A 14,920-nucleotide genomic window follows, 5' to 3' on the forward strand; every position below is an offset into this window, starting at 1 on the left:
GTGCCAGTCAACGGATTGTAACGGATGTGGCAGGCGCGTATCTTGTTGAAACCACCAACCTTTTCGGGACCATCCTTTATGCATTCCAAACCAGTTCTGACCCGTGGGCTTCTCGCCTTTATGGCGGTCGGAAGCGGCCTCTCGGTTGCCAGCCTTTATTATGTGCAGCCCTTGCTGGAACTGCTTGCACGTGAATATGGCCTAAGCGACACCAAGGCCGGGCTTTTGGTTACAGTCGCGCAATTGGGCTATCTCGCCGGTTTGATCGTGGTGGTCCCACTTGGCGATCATCATGAACGGCGGAAATTATTGACCATTACCTCGGCCTTAACGGCCTTGGGCCTTTTGGCGATGGGCTTGTCGCATTCGTTTTTGTTGCTGGTCGCATTTAGCATCATGGTCGGCATAAGCTGTGTCACCGCCCAAATCCTGGTGCCGTTGGCAGCCCATCTTGCCAGTGATGATAAGCGCGGATCGGCGGTGGGCACGGTGATGAGTGGCTTGTTACTGGGTATTCTTTTGGCGCGTACCTTTTCGGGGGTGATGGCCGAACTTGCCGGATGGCGGTCGGTTTTTATCGTCGCGGCATTCCTGATGGCGGGCTATTCGGTGGCCTGTTACAAAATCTTGCCCCATCTGGTCCCAACCTCAAACACCAGTTACCGGACACTTTACGCCTCCATCCTGCATCTGTTTCGTGATGAGCCGGTGTTGCGCCGTCGCAGCCTGATTGGTGGGCTGCAATACGCGGTGTTTGGCATTTTCTGGACGGCGATGGCCTTTATGCTTGCCCGTCAATATGACATGTCCGAAGCCATGATCGGCATGTTTGGCCTGATCGGGGCCATTGGTATTTTGGCGGCCCGTATTGCAGGCAGGCTGGCGGATCGGGGTTGGGCAAGGCTGAGCACCGGCGGATTTTTAATGGTGACGGTGTCAAGCTGGGTGTTGCTGTATTGGGGGCAATGGTCGCTGGTTGCCTTTGGCGTCGGTGTCGTGTTGCTCGACCTTGGTATCCAAGGTGCGCATATCTCGAACCAAAGCGAGATTTACCGCCTTAACCCCGAAGCCAGAAGCCGCCTGACAACGGGCTATATGGCCAGTTACTTCCTCGGCGGTGCATGTGGTTCGGCCAGTGCAGCTGTTTCGTACGGGATGGGCGGGTGGCCCGCTATCGTGGCGCTTGGATCAAGTGTGTCGATCCTTTGTGTCGTCATCTGGGCTGTCACGGAATTGCGCTTCCCGGTGAAGCGCATGCACCAGTAGTTCTGGGTTGTTTCGGGCATAGCCCTCAAAGCAAAACGGCCGCCCCATCGGGACGGCCGTTTGCATCAAAAACCCAAGCTGTTGCTTAGTTCTTTTCTTTGTCGACAAGCTGGTTAGCAGCAATCCACGGCATCATAGCGCGCAGTTTGGTGCCAACTTCTTCGATCGGATGTTCTGCATTCAGGCGGCGTGTTGCTTTGAACATCGGCTCACCGCAATGCATTTCCTGAACGAAATCACGCACGAATTTACCTTCCTGAATGTCAGCAAGGACTTCTTTCATACGGTCTTTGACCGATGCGTCGATCACGCGCGGACCGGTGACATAGTCGCCGTATTCTGCGGTGTTCGAGATTGAGTAACGCATGTTGGCCATACCGCCTTCATACATCAGGTCAACGATCAGTTTCACTTCGTGCAGGCACTCAAAGTATGCCATTTCCGGTGCGTAGCCAGCTTCGGTCAGGGTTTCAAAACCGTATTTGATCAGCTGGGTCAGGCCGCCACACAGAACAGCCTGTTCGCCGAACAGATCGGTTTCGCACTCTTCACGGAAGGTGGTTTCGATCACGCCCGAACGGCCGCCACCGATTGCAGATGCATAAGACAGTGCGACTTCAAGTGCATTGCCCGATGCGTTCTGTTCAACAGCAACAAGGCAAGGAACCCCGCCGCCACGTGCATATTCAGAACGAACCGTGTGGCCCGGGCCTTTTGGTGCGATCATCATAACGTCAAGATCAGCGCGCGGCTCGATCAGGCCGAAATGCACGTTCAGACCGTGTGCGAACAGAAGGGCGGCACCCTGTTTAAGGTTGTCGCGCAGTTCATTGGCATAGATCGCTGCCTGATGCTCATCAGGGGTCAGCATCATGACAACATCTGCCCAAGCAGCGGCTTCGGCCGGGGTCATGGTTTTCAGACCGGCTTTTTCAGCCTTTTTGCGCGAAGAGGAACCTTCACGCAGGCCAACGGCCACTTCTGCAACACCGGAATCATGAAGGTTCAGCGCATGGGCGTGACCCTGCGAACCGTAACCGATGATGGCAACTTTTTTGGTTTTGATCAGATTAACATCTGCATCGCGGTCGTAATAAACACGCATCTTTCGATACCTCTGGACGTTGGACCACGCTTATTTTTATCTGCGTGGTGGGATGGATCAAATTTGTTTAGGGGCAAAACCCCCAATGCCTTGCCCAATGCGGATCACCGGGCAGGGCAAACTCACATCGTCAGTGTGCCGCGCGAAATTGCCGCGACACCCGTACGCGAAATTTCCGAAAGCCCCAGCGGTTCCATCAATTTGATGAAAGCGTCAATCTTTTCGGGGCTGCCGATGATTTCATAAACGAAGGAACTGTTGGTCGCATCGACTGCGCGTGCCTTGAAGATATCGGCAATACGCAGGGATTCGACGCGTTTCTCACCCGTTGCAATCACCTTGATCAGGGCCAATTCACGTTCAACACTTGGTCCCGACAGGGTCAGATCATTGACCTTGTGAACCGGGACAAGACGCGAAAGCTGTGCCTTGATCTGTTCGATGACCATCGGGGTGCCCGATGTGACAACGGTGATGCGCGATTCATGGGTATGCGCATCGACCTCGGCCACGGTCAGGCTTTCGATGTTATAGCCACGGCCCGAAAACAGCCCGATGACACGGGCCAGGACGCCTGCTTCGTTATCCACCAGAACAGAAATGGTGTGCTTCGAAATTTCGGTTTCTTTCACGGTTTCGCTCCGCTAGGGCGCGGTTGGGGGCAATCTATTGCCGCCCACACCGGCTTTTTCATTATGGTTTTGATGATGTCGTCTCGCACTTTTGTTGGGTGCGGATCAGACCAGAACCATTCCTTCGTCGGAATCAATGGCTTCGTTGCCGTTGGTTTCCTGCCCAAGCAGCATTTCATTGTGCGGCTTGCCCGATGGGATCATCGGATAGCAGTTTTCCTTATCATCGACAGCAACATCCAGAATAACCGGACCATCAATTTCGAGCATTTTGGCAATGGCATCATCAAGATCAGCCGGATTTTCGCACTTCATGCCGGTAAAGCCAAAGGCCTCGGACAATTTGACGAAGTCGGGCAGGGTTTCGCTATAACTTTCGGAATAGCGCGACCCGTGCAGAAGCTGCTGCCACTGGCGGACCATGCCCATGTAACGGTTGTTCAGGATCACGGTTTTGATCGGCAGACGATACTGCGTCATCGTCGCGCATTCCTGAATGTTCATCATGATCGATGCATCACCGGTAAAGCAGACAACCGTCGCATCAGGATGAGCAACCTGCACGCCAAGGGCGGCGGGCATCCCATAGCCCATGGTACCAAGACCACCTGACGTCATCCATTCATACGGGTGTTCAAACCCGAAATGCTGGGCGGCCCACATCTGGTGCTGCCCCACATCGGTGGTGATATAGGTTTTGCGATCACGGGTCAGCGCATGGACACGGCGAATAACGTGCTGCGGCTTGATCACGTCTTTGGGTTGTTTGTAGGACAGGCAGTGTTTTTCACGCCAGCCTTCAATCTCTTTCCACCAGCCATCAAGTGCGGCTGCGTCGAGCTTGTATTGCTTGGCTTTCCAGATTTTGATCATGTCTTCAAGAACGTGACCAATGTCGCCAACAATGCCGATATCGACGGGGACGTTTTTGTTGATCGAACTTGGATCAATGTCGATCTGGACTTTCTGTGATCCCGGCGCAAAGAAATCAAGATTGCCGGTTACACGGTCATCAAAACGCGCGCCAACCGCAAACATGACATCGCAATCATGCATCGCCATGTTGGCTTCGTAGGTTCCGTGCATGCCCAGCATGCCAAGGTGCTGCTTGTCAGACGCCGGATAGGCACCAAGACCCATCAGGGTCAGGGTGATCGGAATGCCGGTGGTGCGGGTGAATTCCGCCAGAAGCTTACAGGCCTGTTCGCCGGAATTGATGACACCGCCGCCGCAGTACAGGATCGGCTTTTTGGCCGATGCCAGCATTTCAAGGGCTTGTTCGATCTGTCCACGGTCGCCCTTAACCACCGGGTTATAGGTCCGGTGCTGAACCTGTGACGGTTCGAGATACGGCGCCTTGCCAACCAGAATATCCTTGGGAAGGTCAATAACAACCGGTCCCGGACGCCCGGAAGATGCAACGTGGAAAGCTTCGTGCATGGTACGCGCAAGCTTTGCTGGATCTTTCACCAGATAGTTATGCTTGGTGCACGGGCGGGTGATGCCGGTGGTGTCGGCTTCCTGAAATGCATCATTGCCGATCAAATGGGTCGGCACCTGACCGGTCAGGCAGACAACTGGAATCGAGTCCATCAACGCATCGGTAAGGCCCGTTACGGCATTGGTTGCCCCCGGTCCGCTGGTTACAAGCACAACGCCGACCTTACCGGTCGAGCGGGCGTAACCTTCAGCAGCGTGGACAGCAGCCTGTTCATGGCGCACGAGAACGTGACGAATTCGGTTCTGTTTAAATATCTCGTCATATAGCGGTAGGACAGCGCCGCCGGGATAGCCGAACACGACTTCCACACCCTGATCTGCAAGGGCCTGCAACACTACTTCCGAACCGTTCAAAATACGTTCTGCCATGATTTTCGAGCCTCTTTACTTAGCGACAACAACGTGTCGCGTGATAACCGCGTGGTTGAAACATGATCCAATTATCCTCGAATTGGAGTTGAAAAATCCGCCGAAACGGCGGTTTTCCGCCATTCCGGCGGTGGAAGCGCCAACCTATCGCCTCACTTTGGCGTGGTCAACAGAAATTGGTTAATATCATGACGCAATTTGTCCGCCAAACTTTCCGAATATTGCGTGTCGATGATTTCCTTGTCGGTCATCTGATGGCGAAACCAGGTTAATTGGCGTTTGGCATAGCGTCTGGTTTCGCGTTGCGACAGGTCGCGCGCGGTCTCAAGATTGGTGTCGCCTGATAAGTATGAGGAAAGCTCTCTGACGCCGACAGCCTTCATTACAGGTGCTGTTGGCGGCAAATTCAAGGCGACCAGTTCACGAACTTCATCAAGTGAGCCTTGCGCGATCATCAGATCAAAACGCCGATTGCAGCGGTCATACAAAATGTCGCGCGGCGGCATGTAACAAAGCTTCTTGAAAAACATGTTTTCGGGCGGGGTAATCACCGGTTCCTTGTGCCAACTGGCCAATCCACGTCCGGTATGGGCAAAAACTTCGGCGGCGCGAATCATCCTTTGAGTGTTGTTGCCATCAAGCTTGGCGGCGGTTTCCGGGTCATCGCGTTTGAGTTTGTCAAAGAACGCGACGTGGCCCATTTCAGCCAGTTCGGCGGTAACGGTCTCGCGAATCCGCATCGGAACATCCGGGATCGGCGCAATCCCGGCGGTCAGGGCATTCAAATACATGCCAGTACCCCCGGTAATGATCGGAAGTTTGCCTTGGGCGTGACACTCGGCAATTTCGGCCATCGCCATTTCGCGCCACTTCCCGGCCGAGCAGGCCTCCGCCCCGGAAAGAACCCCGTACAAACGATGTGGCGCACGGGCAAGTTCGCCATCGTCGGGCCGCGCACTGAGCACACGCAGTTCTTTATAGACCTGCATGCTGTCGGCATTGATCACCACACCGTCAAATGTGTTCGCCATATCAAGGGCAAGTGCAGACTTGCCGCTGGCAGTGGGGCCGGCAACGATCAGGACGGGTTGGAAGTCGGGTTTATTGGGTGTGGGCATTTTATAAATTCGTCTCTGATCAATTCGGGTGCCATGGATCAAACAGACGCGCGCCTGTTTGATCAAAGTCTTTTACATTGCGCGTCACAATTGTCATGCCATGAACCAGTGCGGTTGCGGCAATCAGGGCGTCACGTTCTGATTTGGGATCGGGAACATGCAAACTTGCACATTTGCGCGCAATGATGTGGTCAATCGGCAAGATGCGTTCGTGAAACGCAGCCAAAACCTGTTCTTCAAACCAGTCACGCAGCAATTGCGCCTGTTGGGCATCTTTGCGTGCGATTTTCAAAATGCCGGTTTCAATTTCCAGCACACTGATGGCTGACATATACAGGCTAACCGTCGATACCGAGCGTGCCCAGGCAACAACGTTTTCATCCGCACGGCCCGATGCCGCCTTGCGCAGTTCGGATATGACATTGGTATCAAGGATAAACATCAGGACAGGTCAGCCGACTTTATGCCGATATGGGTCGGTTGCGGGTCGAAGGCAAAATCGCCAGTGTCAGCAGGCATTGCCAGCAACTCGACAATCGATGGCAGGTTGCCGGTCAGCTTCTGATACTCTTCAATCGATAGCAACACATGCGATGGCTTGCCCCGGTCGGTAATCACAACCGGGCCGCTGTTGGATGCTTTCTTTGCGCTGCTTGTATCCTGATTGAATTCACGGCTTGATATTGTCGTAATTCCCATATCGCACCTCCTGAAAAATGTAGAAACAATACTACAATCGAAAGGGGTTCAGATCAAGATAATCGACAAAATCAACAAACGCTCTTGTCATGGTTCGATGCAATCCGGATAAAGGCGAGATATCGGTTTAATCTCTTTCCGCCAAGGAGCCTCCATACCATGAAATTGGTACTGACCCTGATCGCTGCCCCGAACTCGAACGCATTGACAGATGCCATCATTGATCGTGCGGCGATTGCGCTGACCGGGGCGGGGGCACTTGTCGGCGGTGTAAGCTGGCTTGCCGGTGGAGAGGCCTGTGATCTTGAGTTCGACGGCATCACCCTTGATGTTGCTGATACCACGCTGGCCGAGGCCGAGCTTGAAGTCGACGCCGTCACCCAAAAGATCGCCACCCGGCGCAAAAAGCTTCTGATTGCTGATATGGACAGCACCATGGTTACGGGTGAAACGTTGGATGAACTGGCTGAGTTTGCCGGGGTAAAGGACCGGGTTGCGGCGATTACCGCGCGCGCGATGAATGGCGAGCTTGATTTTGAAGCCGCCCTTGATGAACGGGTCGGACTTTTGGATGGCATGTCGACCGATATGTTGGCCGAAGCATGGAAAACGGTGGAATATACCGGCGGGGCCAAGACGCTGGTCGCAACGATGAAGGCCAACGGCGCGTTTGCCGCCCTTGTGTCGGGCGGGTTTGATTTCTTTACCGCTGCTGTGCGCAAGGAGCTTGGCTTTGATTTTGATCAGGCCAACGTTTTGATGACCAAAGACGGCAAATTGACCGGCAAGGTGCAAAAGCCGGTTTTAGACCGTCAGGCCAAGGTTGATGCGCTTGAGAACTTGACCGAAGAACACGGCATGACGGTGGATGATGCGATGGCGGTTGGCGATGGGGCCAATGACCTTCAGATGATTTCACTGGCGGGAACTGGGGTGGCCTTCCATGCCAAGCCATCGGTTCGCGAACAGGCGCGTATCTGCATCAATCATGGTGATCTGACCGCACTTTTGTACCTGCAAGGGTATCGGAAATCTGAATTCGTTGTCTGATCGGCGAAACCCAAGTTAACGAAAAAGGGCGACCTGCATATGACAGGCCGCCCTTTTTTACGTTTGATAATAATCGCTGTGGATTATTGTTCTGCGTTCAGTGTCAGGCCAAAGTAACGCGCGCCTGCCGATGTTTCGATCAACATCAGGATGGTACGTTTTTCATCGTCAACGGCGGATTTAACCGCATCCATGACGTCTTCGACGTTTGACACCGAGCTATGCGACGCCTCGATGATGATGTCGCCCGGACGGACACCCTTTTCCGCAGCAAAGCTGTCGCTGCTGACGTCGGTGACGATGACACCCTCGGTACCTTCTGCAAGGTTATAGCGGGTGCGCAGTTCGTCATTGACGTTGGCAATCTTGATGCCAAGGGCGTCAACCGATGCTTCGGCAATTGCCGGGGCTTCGGTTTGGTTGTTGGCCGGGGCATTCGCCGCAACGACGTCTTCTTCAAGTTCGCCGAGTTCGACCTGTACGGTCTGCTTTTTGCCATCACGCCAGATCACCACATCGACATCCTTGCCGATCTTGGTATCTGCGACGATGCGCGGCAGGCGACGCATGCTTTCGACTTCCTTACCATCAAAAGTCAGGATGACGTCACCCTGTTTGATGCCAGCTTCTTTGGCCGGACCTTCGTCCGAGACACCGGCAACCATTGCGCCGGTACTTTCATCAAGGCCGACCGAGTCTGCGATATCGTCGGTAACAGTCTGGATGTGAACACCAAGCCAGCCACGGCGGGTACGGCCGTATTCCTTAAGCTGGTCGACAACGCTTTGGGCAATGGCTGAGGGAATGGCAAAGCCAATACCGACAGAACCACCTGACGGGGAATAGATCGCACTGTTAATGCCGATCACGTCGCCTTCAAGGTTAAACAGCGGACCGCCAGAGTTGCCACGGTTGATTGAGGCATCGGTCTGGATGAAGTCATCATACGGACCCTGATTGATGTTACGGTTACGGGCCGAAACGATCCCGGCCGTTACAGTGCCACCAAGACCAAACGGGTTGCCGATCGCCATGGCCCAATCGCCAATGCGCGCATCATCGGAACTGCCCCATTTAACAAATGGCAGGTCTTCTTTTGGTTCGACCTTAAGCAAGGCAACGTCGGTTTTAGGGTCGCGGCCGATCAGTTTGGCGTCAAGCGTGTCACCATCATGAAGGCGAACGCTGATTTCATCGGCACCATCAATGACGTGATTGTTGGTCACGATATAGCCATCGGCTGAGATGATGAAGCCCGACCCAAGGGCTGTGGCACGGCGTTTCTGTGGGCTTGGGCCGCCCTGTTCGCCACCCTGACCGTTGCGATCCATGAAATCGCGGAAAAGGTCTTCAAAAGGTGAGCCGGGAGGAAACTGGAAATCTGGTCCCTGACGATCAGCAACCATTTGGCTGGTCGCGATGTTCACAACACTGGGCAGAAGGCGTTCAGCCAGATCTGCGAAGCTGTCAGGAGCGGGGCGGGCATTCGCGATTTGCGAAACACTGGTCACGCCAAGAAGAACAATCACCAGTGCCGCGCTTACTTTGCTCCGCACCGGGTTGTAGAATGCCTGTAGCATGTTTTTGATCCTGTTCGTTGCCGCGTTCACGGTATTTGTATGTTGCAGCGCGCGATGGAGCCTCGTAATTCACCCATCGCTTAACTATCCAAATTAAACCCGACTTTGGCAGAATTTGGGCAAGCCTGAGGAAAAAGAAGGAAATATCATCACTTTATTGTGGCGATAACTCCGTACGGCTGCTGTTTTCCAGCCAAAACCCAGTCTTACAGCCAGGTTCGCACGGCCCAAATTGCCCCAATTGCTGCTATGGCTGCAATCAGTCCGCCTGCACGAAGTTGTGATTCCGGGATTTCCTGAACCATTTCCATCACCCGTTTCATGCCGCCCGGAAACAGCGAATAAAACATGCCTTCTAGCGCAATCGCCAGAAGTATGGCTGTGGCAAGTTCCTTCATGGGTGCGGACGTTCCGGCGGTTTTTTATGCCCGTCAGCTATGTTTGCTAACAGATCAAAATTATGAAAACAAAAAGGGCGACCTGACTAATATGCAGGTCGCCCTTGTGTTTTGTCTAGCGGCTTGTTTGAGGCGCCGACTTATTAAAGTATTGGAAAAACTCGCTATCTGGTGAAAGCACCATGGTCGAGCCGTTCGAAAGCGCGGATTTATAGGATTCTAGCGAACGATAAAATTCGAAGAATTCCGCGTCTTGGCCATAGGCCTTACCCAGAACGATGTTTCGTTCCGCGTCGCCTTCACCGCTAAGAACCTCAGCCTGACGGCTGGCCTCGGCAAGGATACCGATGCGTTCACGGTCAGCTTCTGCCTGGATTTTCGCCTTGAGCTCTTCACCTTCTGCGCGAAGCTGTGCGGCCTCGGCAATACGTGAAGACCGCATACGGTTATACACCGCCTGGGACGTTTCCTGTGGCAGATCGGTACGACCAATACGTACGTCAATCAGCTGAACACCAAATTCCTTGGCGGGTTCGACCAGGCTTGCCTGGATCTTTTCCATGATCTGCGCACGGTTGTCTGACAGAAGTGTCACAAGCGGGGCCTGTGCCAATTCACCACGGATCACCGAGTTCAGACGCTGGCCAAACAACTGAACAAAGTTCGTTGTGTTGGTCGCACGCTGACGGAAGGTCAGCGGATCAACGATTTTCCAGCGGGCAAAGCTGTCAACATTGACACGCTTCTGATCCGACAGAAGAACCTGCTGTACCGGCGGGTCCAGTTCAAGAATGCGGCGTTCGTAATATTCCACATTCTGGATCGGCAGTTTGAAATGCAGCCCCGGTTCGGAAACCGCATGAACAGGATTACCGAACTGAAGAACAAGGGCCTGCTGGTCCTGACGTACGGTAAACACACACATGGAGCCAACTACGGCGGCGATAACGACAACGACGCCTGCGGCAATAAGTTTAGGACTTGCCATTATTTATTGCCTCCTGCATTTGCACGTTTTTCAACTTCCGGCAGCGGAAGATACGGCACAACGCCATTGCCCTGAGATTTCTGATCAATAATGACTTTGTCAGATTTGCTCAGAATTTCCTGCATGGTTTCAAGATACAGGCGGCGCGTGGTGACATCTTGCGCAGTCAGATAGGAATTATAGATCGAGGTAAAGCGTTCTGCTTCACCTTGTGCTTCTTTGGTCACACGATCCTTGTATGCGCGGGCCTGCAGAATGGTTCGTTCTGCTTCACCTTTTGCACGTGGGATGATGTCATTGCGATAGGCCAGTGCTTCGTTCTGGGAACGATCACGGTCCTGACGCGCACGCTGCACATCGTTAAACGCATCGATAACGTCACGCGGCGGGTCAACTTTCTGCATTTTTACTTCAGCAATGAAAACGCCCGACTCATAGCCGTCCATAATCGACTGAAGCAAAACACGTGTCTGTTCTTCAACCCGGACACGACCGACGGTCAGGGCTTCTTCCAGATTGGTTTTGCCGATGACTTCGCGGATAGCACTTTCCGCAGCAAGCTTGATCGTGTTTTCAGGGTCACGGACATTAAACAGATAGGAGCCAGCGTCGCTGATGCGCCACTGAACAACATAGTCAATGTCGATGATGTTCTGATCACCGGTCAGCATCAGGCTTTCTTCCGGGACGTCCCGGGTGCCGCCACTGCCGACAGTACCATTGCCGCGATAACCGATCTCGATCTGGTTGGTCCGTTCGACGTTCGGTTTAATAACCTCGCCAATCGGGGCCGGAAGGAAATAGTTCAGACCCGGACCTGTGGTGCCAACCCATTTGCCAAACAGAAGTGTCACACCCTGTTCGCCCGGTTGGACACGGTAAAAGCCGGTCAAAAGCCACAACCCGATGATCGCGATACCAATCAGCACGAAGCCCTTGTATCCGCCGCCACCGGGGAACAGCCGTTTCAGGCGTTCCTGGCCCTTGCGAATCATTTCGTCAAAATCGGGGGGCGTATTTCCGCCGCCGCCACCACCCGAAGGACGCTGTCCCCACGGGTTTTGACCGCCGCCATTATTTCCGCCGCTGCCCCAGGGGCCACCGCCCCCTTGTGAATTCCATGGCATCGAGTGTTTTCCTCTTCTTGCCGTTCGGTGTTTATTTTGGTTACCGAGCGCACGCTCCGTCCAACAAACTCCATTGTGCCAAGCCGACCTTTTGTCCTGCAAGGATAAACCGGCAGGGCGTAGCTCACTACGCGTAAACGGGCTTGGCGCTGCGGGCAACAGACAATCTCAATATGATCTGGCCCGACGGTCTTGTTTTAACGCTATTTGACTTTACCGCATCGGGTCGGCGATGGTGCCCATCGATTTTCCCGCTCGTATTAAGTCAAACAGTACGCCAAAAACAAACACACTGAAACTTGTTGGACGGCGCATGCTCTTTCGCCTTATATGACAGCTTGCCTTGCAAAACAACGATACGCGCTTGCAAGTTCTATATGATCCCGGACTTAAGGCAAAAATTGGAGACCGCAATATGACCTCGCCCAACCGTGAACAGATTATCGCCGCCCTTAACAGCGTGATCGACCCGGTAGACGGCCAATCAATCGTCGCCAAGGATATGGTGCAAGGTATTGATATAAATGACCAAACAGTCAATATCATGATTGCTGTTGATCCGCAACGCGGACCGTCCCTCGAAGATTTGCGCCAGACTGCTGAAAAGGCGGTGGCTGCTGTGAACGGGGTCACAACGGCCCGTGTGGCCCTGACCGCCGAGCGCGCCAAGGGTACACCCGATAACGCGCCAAAGGCACCGGGTGGCCCATCACGCCCTGCTGGTACGGCTTCCGGGCAAGCAGGTCAGGTGGGACAACGTCCGCAGGGTGGCGGTCAAAAGCCGCTTGAACTGCCTGACGTGCGCAGCATCATTACGGTGGCGTCGGGTAAGGGCGGGGTTGGTAAATCGACCACCTCGGTCAATCTGGCGCTGTCGCTGGCGGCCAAGGGGCTTAAGGTCGGCTTGCTGGATGCCGATATCTATGGCCCGAGTCTGCCGCGGATGCTGGGGCTTCGCGATGCCAAACCGAAACCATCTGATATTGATGGCAAAATGACCCCGCCAACGGCCTTTGGCATTCGCATCATGTCGATTGGCTTTATGATCGACGAAGAACAACCGGTGATCTGGCGCGGCCCGATGGCGATGGGCGCGCTTGAACAGCTTCTGCGCGATACCGATTGGGGCGTTCTCGACGTGATGGTTGTCGATATGCCACCGGGCACGGGCGATATTCAACTTTCCATGGCGCAGCGTGTGCCTGTTACCGGGGCGGTGATTGTTTCCACCCCACAGGACATTGCCCTTTTGGATGCCCGCAAGGGGCTGAATATGTTCCGCAAGGTCAATGTGCCGGTGTTCGGCTTGATCGAAAACATGTCCTATTACAAATGCCCGGAATGCGGCCATATCGATCATGTGTTTGATCACGGCGGCGCGCATAAAGCGGCCGATGAGCTGAATGTGCCGTTCCTTGGCGAAATCCCGCTTGATCTGAAAATCCGTCTGGGGGCGGATGAAGGCAAACCGATTGTCCATTCAGACCCGGACGGTGAGCACACCAAGGCCTATGGCGCGATTGCCGACAAGATTGCAGCGGCAATTGACGAACAGGTTGGTCCCGTGTCCGAGCCCAAGAAAAAAAGCCTGTTCCCGAAAATCAGCTTTAAGTAACGACGGTTCTGCCAAGGTCTTTTGGCAAAGCAGAAAACGATCAAACCCCGCCAGTATGCTGGCGGGGTTTTTCTTTTGCGGTTTGGGACTGGGCCTTGGGCTTGGGGCAGGAGGATTTAAGCCGTTGCAAGCTTGCCGGTGCTCGCAAGCATCCGGTATTCCAGCCCAGCCAACAGACAAACCGCCAATGCCTGCACTATGACAAAGCCAGAACCGAGCAATGAAGGCGAGATGGCGGGCAGCAGCAGGACGGCAATGCTTGCGATGACCCATCCGACATTGCCAATGATAATCAGCCAAACCATTGCGGGACTTGGTGTTGCCTGACGTCCGGTGACATACATCAGGACGGCACAGGGAAACAAAATCACACCAGCAATCAGCAGTAGGTTGCTCGGCAGGCCTAACCATTCACCAAGCAGGTCTGCGCCAAGGGTTAGCAGGACGCCAAAGGCAAGGCAGGTTGCGGCGTCGAGCACCAAAACGGTTTTTAGCAATTTTGCAGAAGAAGCTACAGACATCGTTCTAACCTTTCGGGTTGGTTGTGATGGCTGCAGTATGCCGACGGCAGGTAATGAAGGCGATTACCTCGGAGGTAATGTCATGTCGAATTGTTTGATGATAGTCTGTGTCAAATTCATTCAGGGCAGACAATGAACCAGATAAATCGCGACACATTTTCAGGTGTTTTGAAAGCATGGCGCAAACAGCGTCGGTTAAGTCAGCTTGACCTTGCGGGTATGGCGCAGATTTCAACGCGTCATCTCAGTTTCCTTGAAACCGGTCGATCAAAGCCCAGCCGGGACATGGTTCTGCATCTTGCCGACTGTCTTGAAATTCCGCTGCGTGAACGCAACAGTTTGCTGGTTGCGGGTGGTTTTGCGCCGATCTATGCCGAACATGATTTCGCCGATGATCAATCAATGGCGATACGCGCAGCTGTTGATCAAATTCTGTCGGCGCATGAACCCTATCCGGCACTTGCCATGGATCGACACTGGAACATGGTGGCTGCCAACAAGATTGTACCTTTGATGCTTGATGGTGTTGATGCTGAATTACTGCGTCCGCCGGTAAACCTGTTGCGGCTTAGCCTTCATCCCGATGGTCTGGCATCGCGTGTGGTCAATTATATCCAATGGAAGGATCATTTGCTTGATCGTCTGCGCCGCCAGATCGAGCTGGCAGCGGACTCCAAGCTGCGTGGCCTGCATGACGAAGCCAGCCATTATCGTATGCCACCGACGGTAACGGGGGCTGAAAACACGCCGCCGACAGATGCCGGAGCCTTGTCCGGGCTTGTGGTACCATTGGTGCTGCAAACAGAGATTGGCACATTACGGTTTGTTAGCACGACGACCGTGTTTGGGACCCCGGTCGAAGTCACATTGTCAGAATTGGCAATTGAAACGCTGTTGCCTGCGGACGCGGCGACGGGACATGCTTTGCGCCAATTGGCATCCGGTCTTTAAA

15 protein-coding genes are annotated in these 14,920 nt (G+C 54.0%); 4 read left to right on the forward strand and 11 right to left on the reverse strand.

Translation table 11 applies throughout. The features are described 5' to 3' along the window. Positions 1-78: 78 nt before the first annotated feature. On the forward strand, positions 79-1,266 hold the full coding sequence (locus K355_RS24130; RefSeq protein ID WP_051146014.1) for an MFS transporter: 1,188 nt from the start codon (positions 79-81) through the stop codon (positions 1,264-1,266). An 85-nt stretch (positions 1,267-1,351) separates the two neighbouring features. Here K355_RS24130 and ilvC read toward each other — a convergent pair whose 3' ends face one another. The 6 genes from ilvC to K355_RS0115270 form a co-directional block, all read right to left on the reverse strand. Then, a complete protein-coding gene (ilvC, locus tag K355_RS0115245) occupies positions 1,352-2,371 on the reverse strand; it encodes a ketol-acid reductoisomerase (protein ID WP_022733019.1) in 1,020 nt (339 codons plus the stop codon). A 122-nt stretch (positions 2,372-2,493) separates the two neighbouring features. Then, the gene (gene ilvN, locus K355_RS0115250) at positions 2,494-3,003 is read right to left on the reverse strand and encodes an acetolactate synthase small subunit (protein ID WP_022733020.1); all 510 of its coding nucleotides are present in this window, start codon (positions 3,001-3,003) and stop codon (positions 2,494-2,496) included. 105 nt (positions 3,004-3,108) lie between these two features. After that, the gene (locus K355_RS0115255) at positions 3,109-4,872 is read right to left on the reverse strand and encodes an acetolactate synthase 3 large subunit (protein WP_022733021.1); all 1,764 of its coding nucleotides are present in this window, start codon (positions 4,870-4,872) and stop codon (positions 3,109-3,111) included. Between the two features lie 152 nt (positions 4,873-5,024). Beyond that, entirely contained in the window at positions 5,025-5,990 is a 966-nt protein-coding gene (miaA, locus tag K355_RS0115260) for a tRNA (adenosine(37)-N6)-dimethylallyltransferase MiaA (protein ID WP_022733022.1), read from the reverse strand. A gap of 19 nt (positions 5,991-6,009) precedes the next feature. Continuing rightward, positions 6,010-6,432, reverse strand: coding sequence for a type II toxin-antitoxin system VapC family toxin (locus K355_RS0115265; protein ID WP_022733023.1), 423 nt, complete (start codon positions 6,430-6,432; stop codon positions 6,010-6,012). After that, entirely contained in the window at positions 6,432-6,689 is a 258-nt protein-coding gene (locus K355_RS0115270) for a type II toxin-antitoxin system Phd/YefM family antitoxin (protein WP_022733024.1), read from the reverse strand. The genes K355_RS0115265 and K355_RS0115270 overlap by 1 nt, the downstream gene beginning before the upstream one ends. 159 nt (positions 6,690-6,848) lie before the next feature. Here K355_RS0115270 and serB point away from each other — a divergent pair, with 159 nt between their 5' ends. Beyond that, the gene (serB, locus tag K355_RS0115275) at positions 6,849-7,739 is read left to right on the forward strand and encodes a phosphoserine phosphatase SerB (RefSeq protein ID WP_022733025.1); all 891 of its coding nucleotides are present in this window, start codon (positions 6,849-6,851) and stop codon (positions 7,737-7,739) included. Between the two features lie 83 nt (positions 7,740-7,822). On the opposite strand, the gene K355_RS0115280 is transcribed toward serB, so the two are convergent. The 4 genes from K355_RS0115280 to hflK form a co-directional block, all read right to left on the reverse strand. Further along, complete coding sequence (locus K355_RS0115280; protein WP_022733026.1) at positions 7,823-9,319, reverse strand: DegQ family serine endoprotease; 1,497 nt, start codon at positions 9,317-9,319, stop codon at positions 7,823-7,825. A 206-nt stretch (positions 9,320-9,525) separates the two neighbouring features. Further along, the gene (locus K355_RS0115285) at positions 9,526-9,717 is read right to left on the reverse strand and encodes a DUF2065 family protein (protein WP_022733027.1); all 192 of its coding nucleotides are present in this window, start codon (positions 9,715-9,717) and stop codon (positions 9,526-9,528) included. A 115-nt stretch (positions 9,718-9,832) separates the two neighbouring features. Then, entirely contained in the window at positions 9,833-10,705 is an 873-nt protein-coding gene (gene hflC, locus K355_RS0115290) for a protease modulator HflC (RefSeq protein ID WP_022733028.1), read from the reverse strand. Further along, entirely contained in the window at positions 10,705-11,832 is a 1,128-nt protein-coding gene (gene hflK / locus K355_RS0115295) for an FtsH protease activity modulator HflK (protein ID WP_022733029.1), read from the reverse strand. The genes hflC and hflK overlap by 1 nt, the downstream gene beginning before the upstream one ends. Positions 11,833-12,247: 415 nt before the next feature. On the opposite strand from hflK, the gene K355_RS0115300 reads away from it, so the two are divergent. Further along, positions 12,248-13,447: an Mrp/NBP35 family ATP-binding protein gene (locus K355_RS0115300; RefSeq protein ID WP_022733030.1), complete on the forward strand. Its 1,200-nt coding sequence runs from the start codon at positions 12,248-12,250 to the stop codon at positions 13,445-13,447. Positions 13,448-13,563: 116 nt separating this feature from the next. On the opposite strand, the gene K355_RS0115305 is transcribed toward K355_RS0115300, so the two are convergent. Then, positions 13,564-13,968: a hypothetical protein gene (locus K355_RS0115305; RefSeq protein WP_022733031.1), complete on the reverse strand. Its 405-nt coding sequence runs from the start codon at positions 13,966-13,968 to the stop codon at positions 13,564-13,566. A 132-nt stretch (positions 13,969-14,100) separates the two neighbouring features. Here K355_RS0115305 and K355_RS0115310 point away from each other — a divergent pair, with 132 nt between their 5' ends. Further along, positions 14,101-14,919: a helix-turn-helix domain-containing protein gene (locus K355_RS0115310; protein WP_022733032.1), complete on the forward strand. Its 819-nt coding sequence runs from the start codon at positions 14,101-14,103 to the stop codon at positions 14,917-14,919. The last annotated feature ends 1 nt before the right edge of the window (position 14,920 follow it).

Source organism: Thalassospira lucentensis MCCC 1A00383 = DSM 14000 (assembly GCF_000421265.1).
Lineage (GTDB): Bacteria > Pseudomonadota > Alphaproteobacteria > Rhodospirillales > Thalassospiraceae > Thalassospira > Thalassospira lucentensis.

Coding starts and splice junctions, on each gene's coding strand:
- K355_RS24130 (WP_051146014.1), top strand. CDS start 79: ATGCATTCCAAACCAGTTCTGACCCGTGGGCTTCTCGCCTTTATGGCG.
- ilvC (WP_022733019.1), bottom strand. CDS start 2,371: ATGCGTGTTTATTACGACCGCGATGCAGATGTTAATCTGATCAAAACC.
- K355_RS0115255 (WP_022733021.1), bottom strand. CDS start 4,872: ATGGCAGAACGTATTTTGAACGGTTCGGAAGTAGTGTTGCAGGCCCTT.
- miaA (WP_022733022.1), bottom strand. CDS start 5,990: ATGCCCACACCCAATAAACCCGACTTCCAACCCGTCCTGATCGTTGCC.
- K355_RS0115265 (WP_022733023.1), bottom strand. CDS start 6,432: ATGTTTATCCTTGATACCAATGTCATATCCGAACTGCGCAAGGCGGCA.
- K355_RS0115270 (WP_022733024.1), bottom strand. CDS start 6,689: ATGGGAATTACGACAATATCAAGCCGTGAATTCAATCAGGATACAAGC.
- serB (WP_022733025.1), top strand. CDS start 6,849: ATGAAATTGGTACTGACCCTGATCGCTGCCCCGAACTCGAACGCATTG.
- K355_RS0115280 (WP_022733026.1), bottom strand. CDS start 9,319: ATGCTACAGGCATTCTACAACCCGGTGCGGAGCAAAGTAAGCGCGGCA.
- K355_RS0115285 (WP_022733027.1), bottom strand. CDS start 9,717: ATGAAGGAACTTGCCACAGCCATACTTCTGGCGATTGCGCTAGAAGGC.
- hflC (WP_022733028.1), bottom strand. CDS start 10,705: ATGGCAAGTCCTAAACTTATTGCCGCAGGCGTCGTTGTCGTTATCGCC.
- hflK (WP_022733029.1), bottom strand. CDS start 11,832: ATGCCATGGAATTCACAAGGGGGCGGTGGCCCCTGGGGCAGCGGCGGA.
- K355_RS0115300 (WP_022733030.1), top strand. CDS start 12,248: ATGACCTCGCCCAACCGTGAACAGATTATCGCCGCCCTTAACAGCGTG.
- K355_RS0115305 (WP_022733031.1), bottom strand. CDS start 13,968: ATGTCTGTAGCTTCTTCTGCAAAATTGCTAAAAACCGTTTTGGTGCTC.
- K355_RS0115310 (WP_022733032.1), top strand. CDS start 14,101: ATGAACCAGATAAATCGCGACACATTTTCAGGTGTTTTGAAAGCATGG.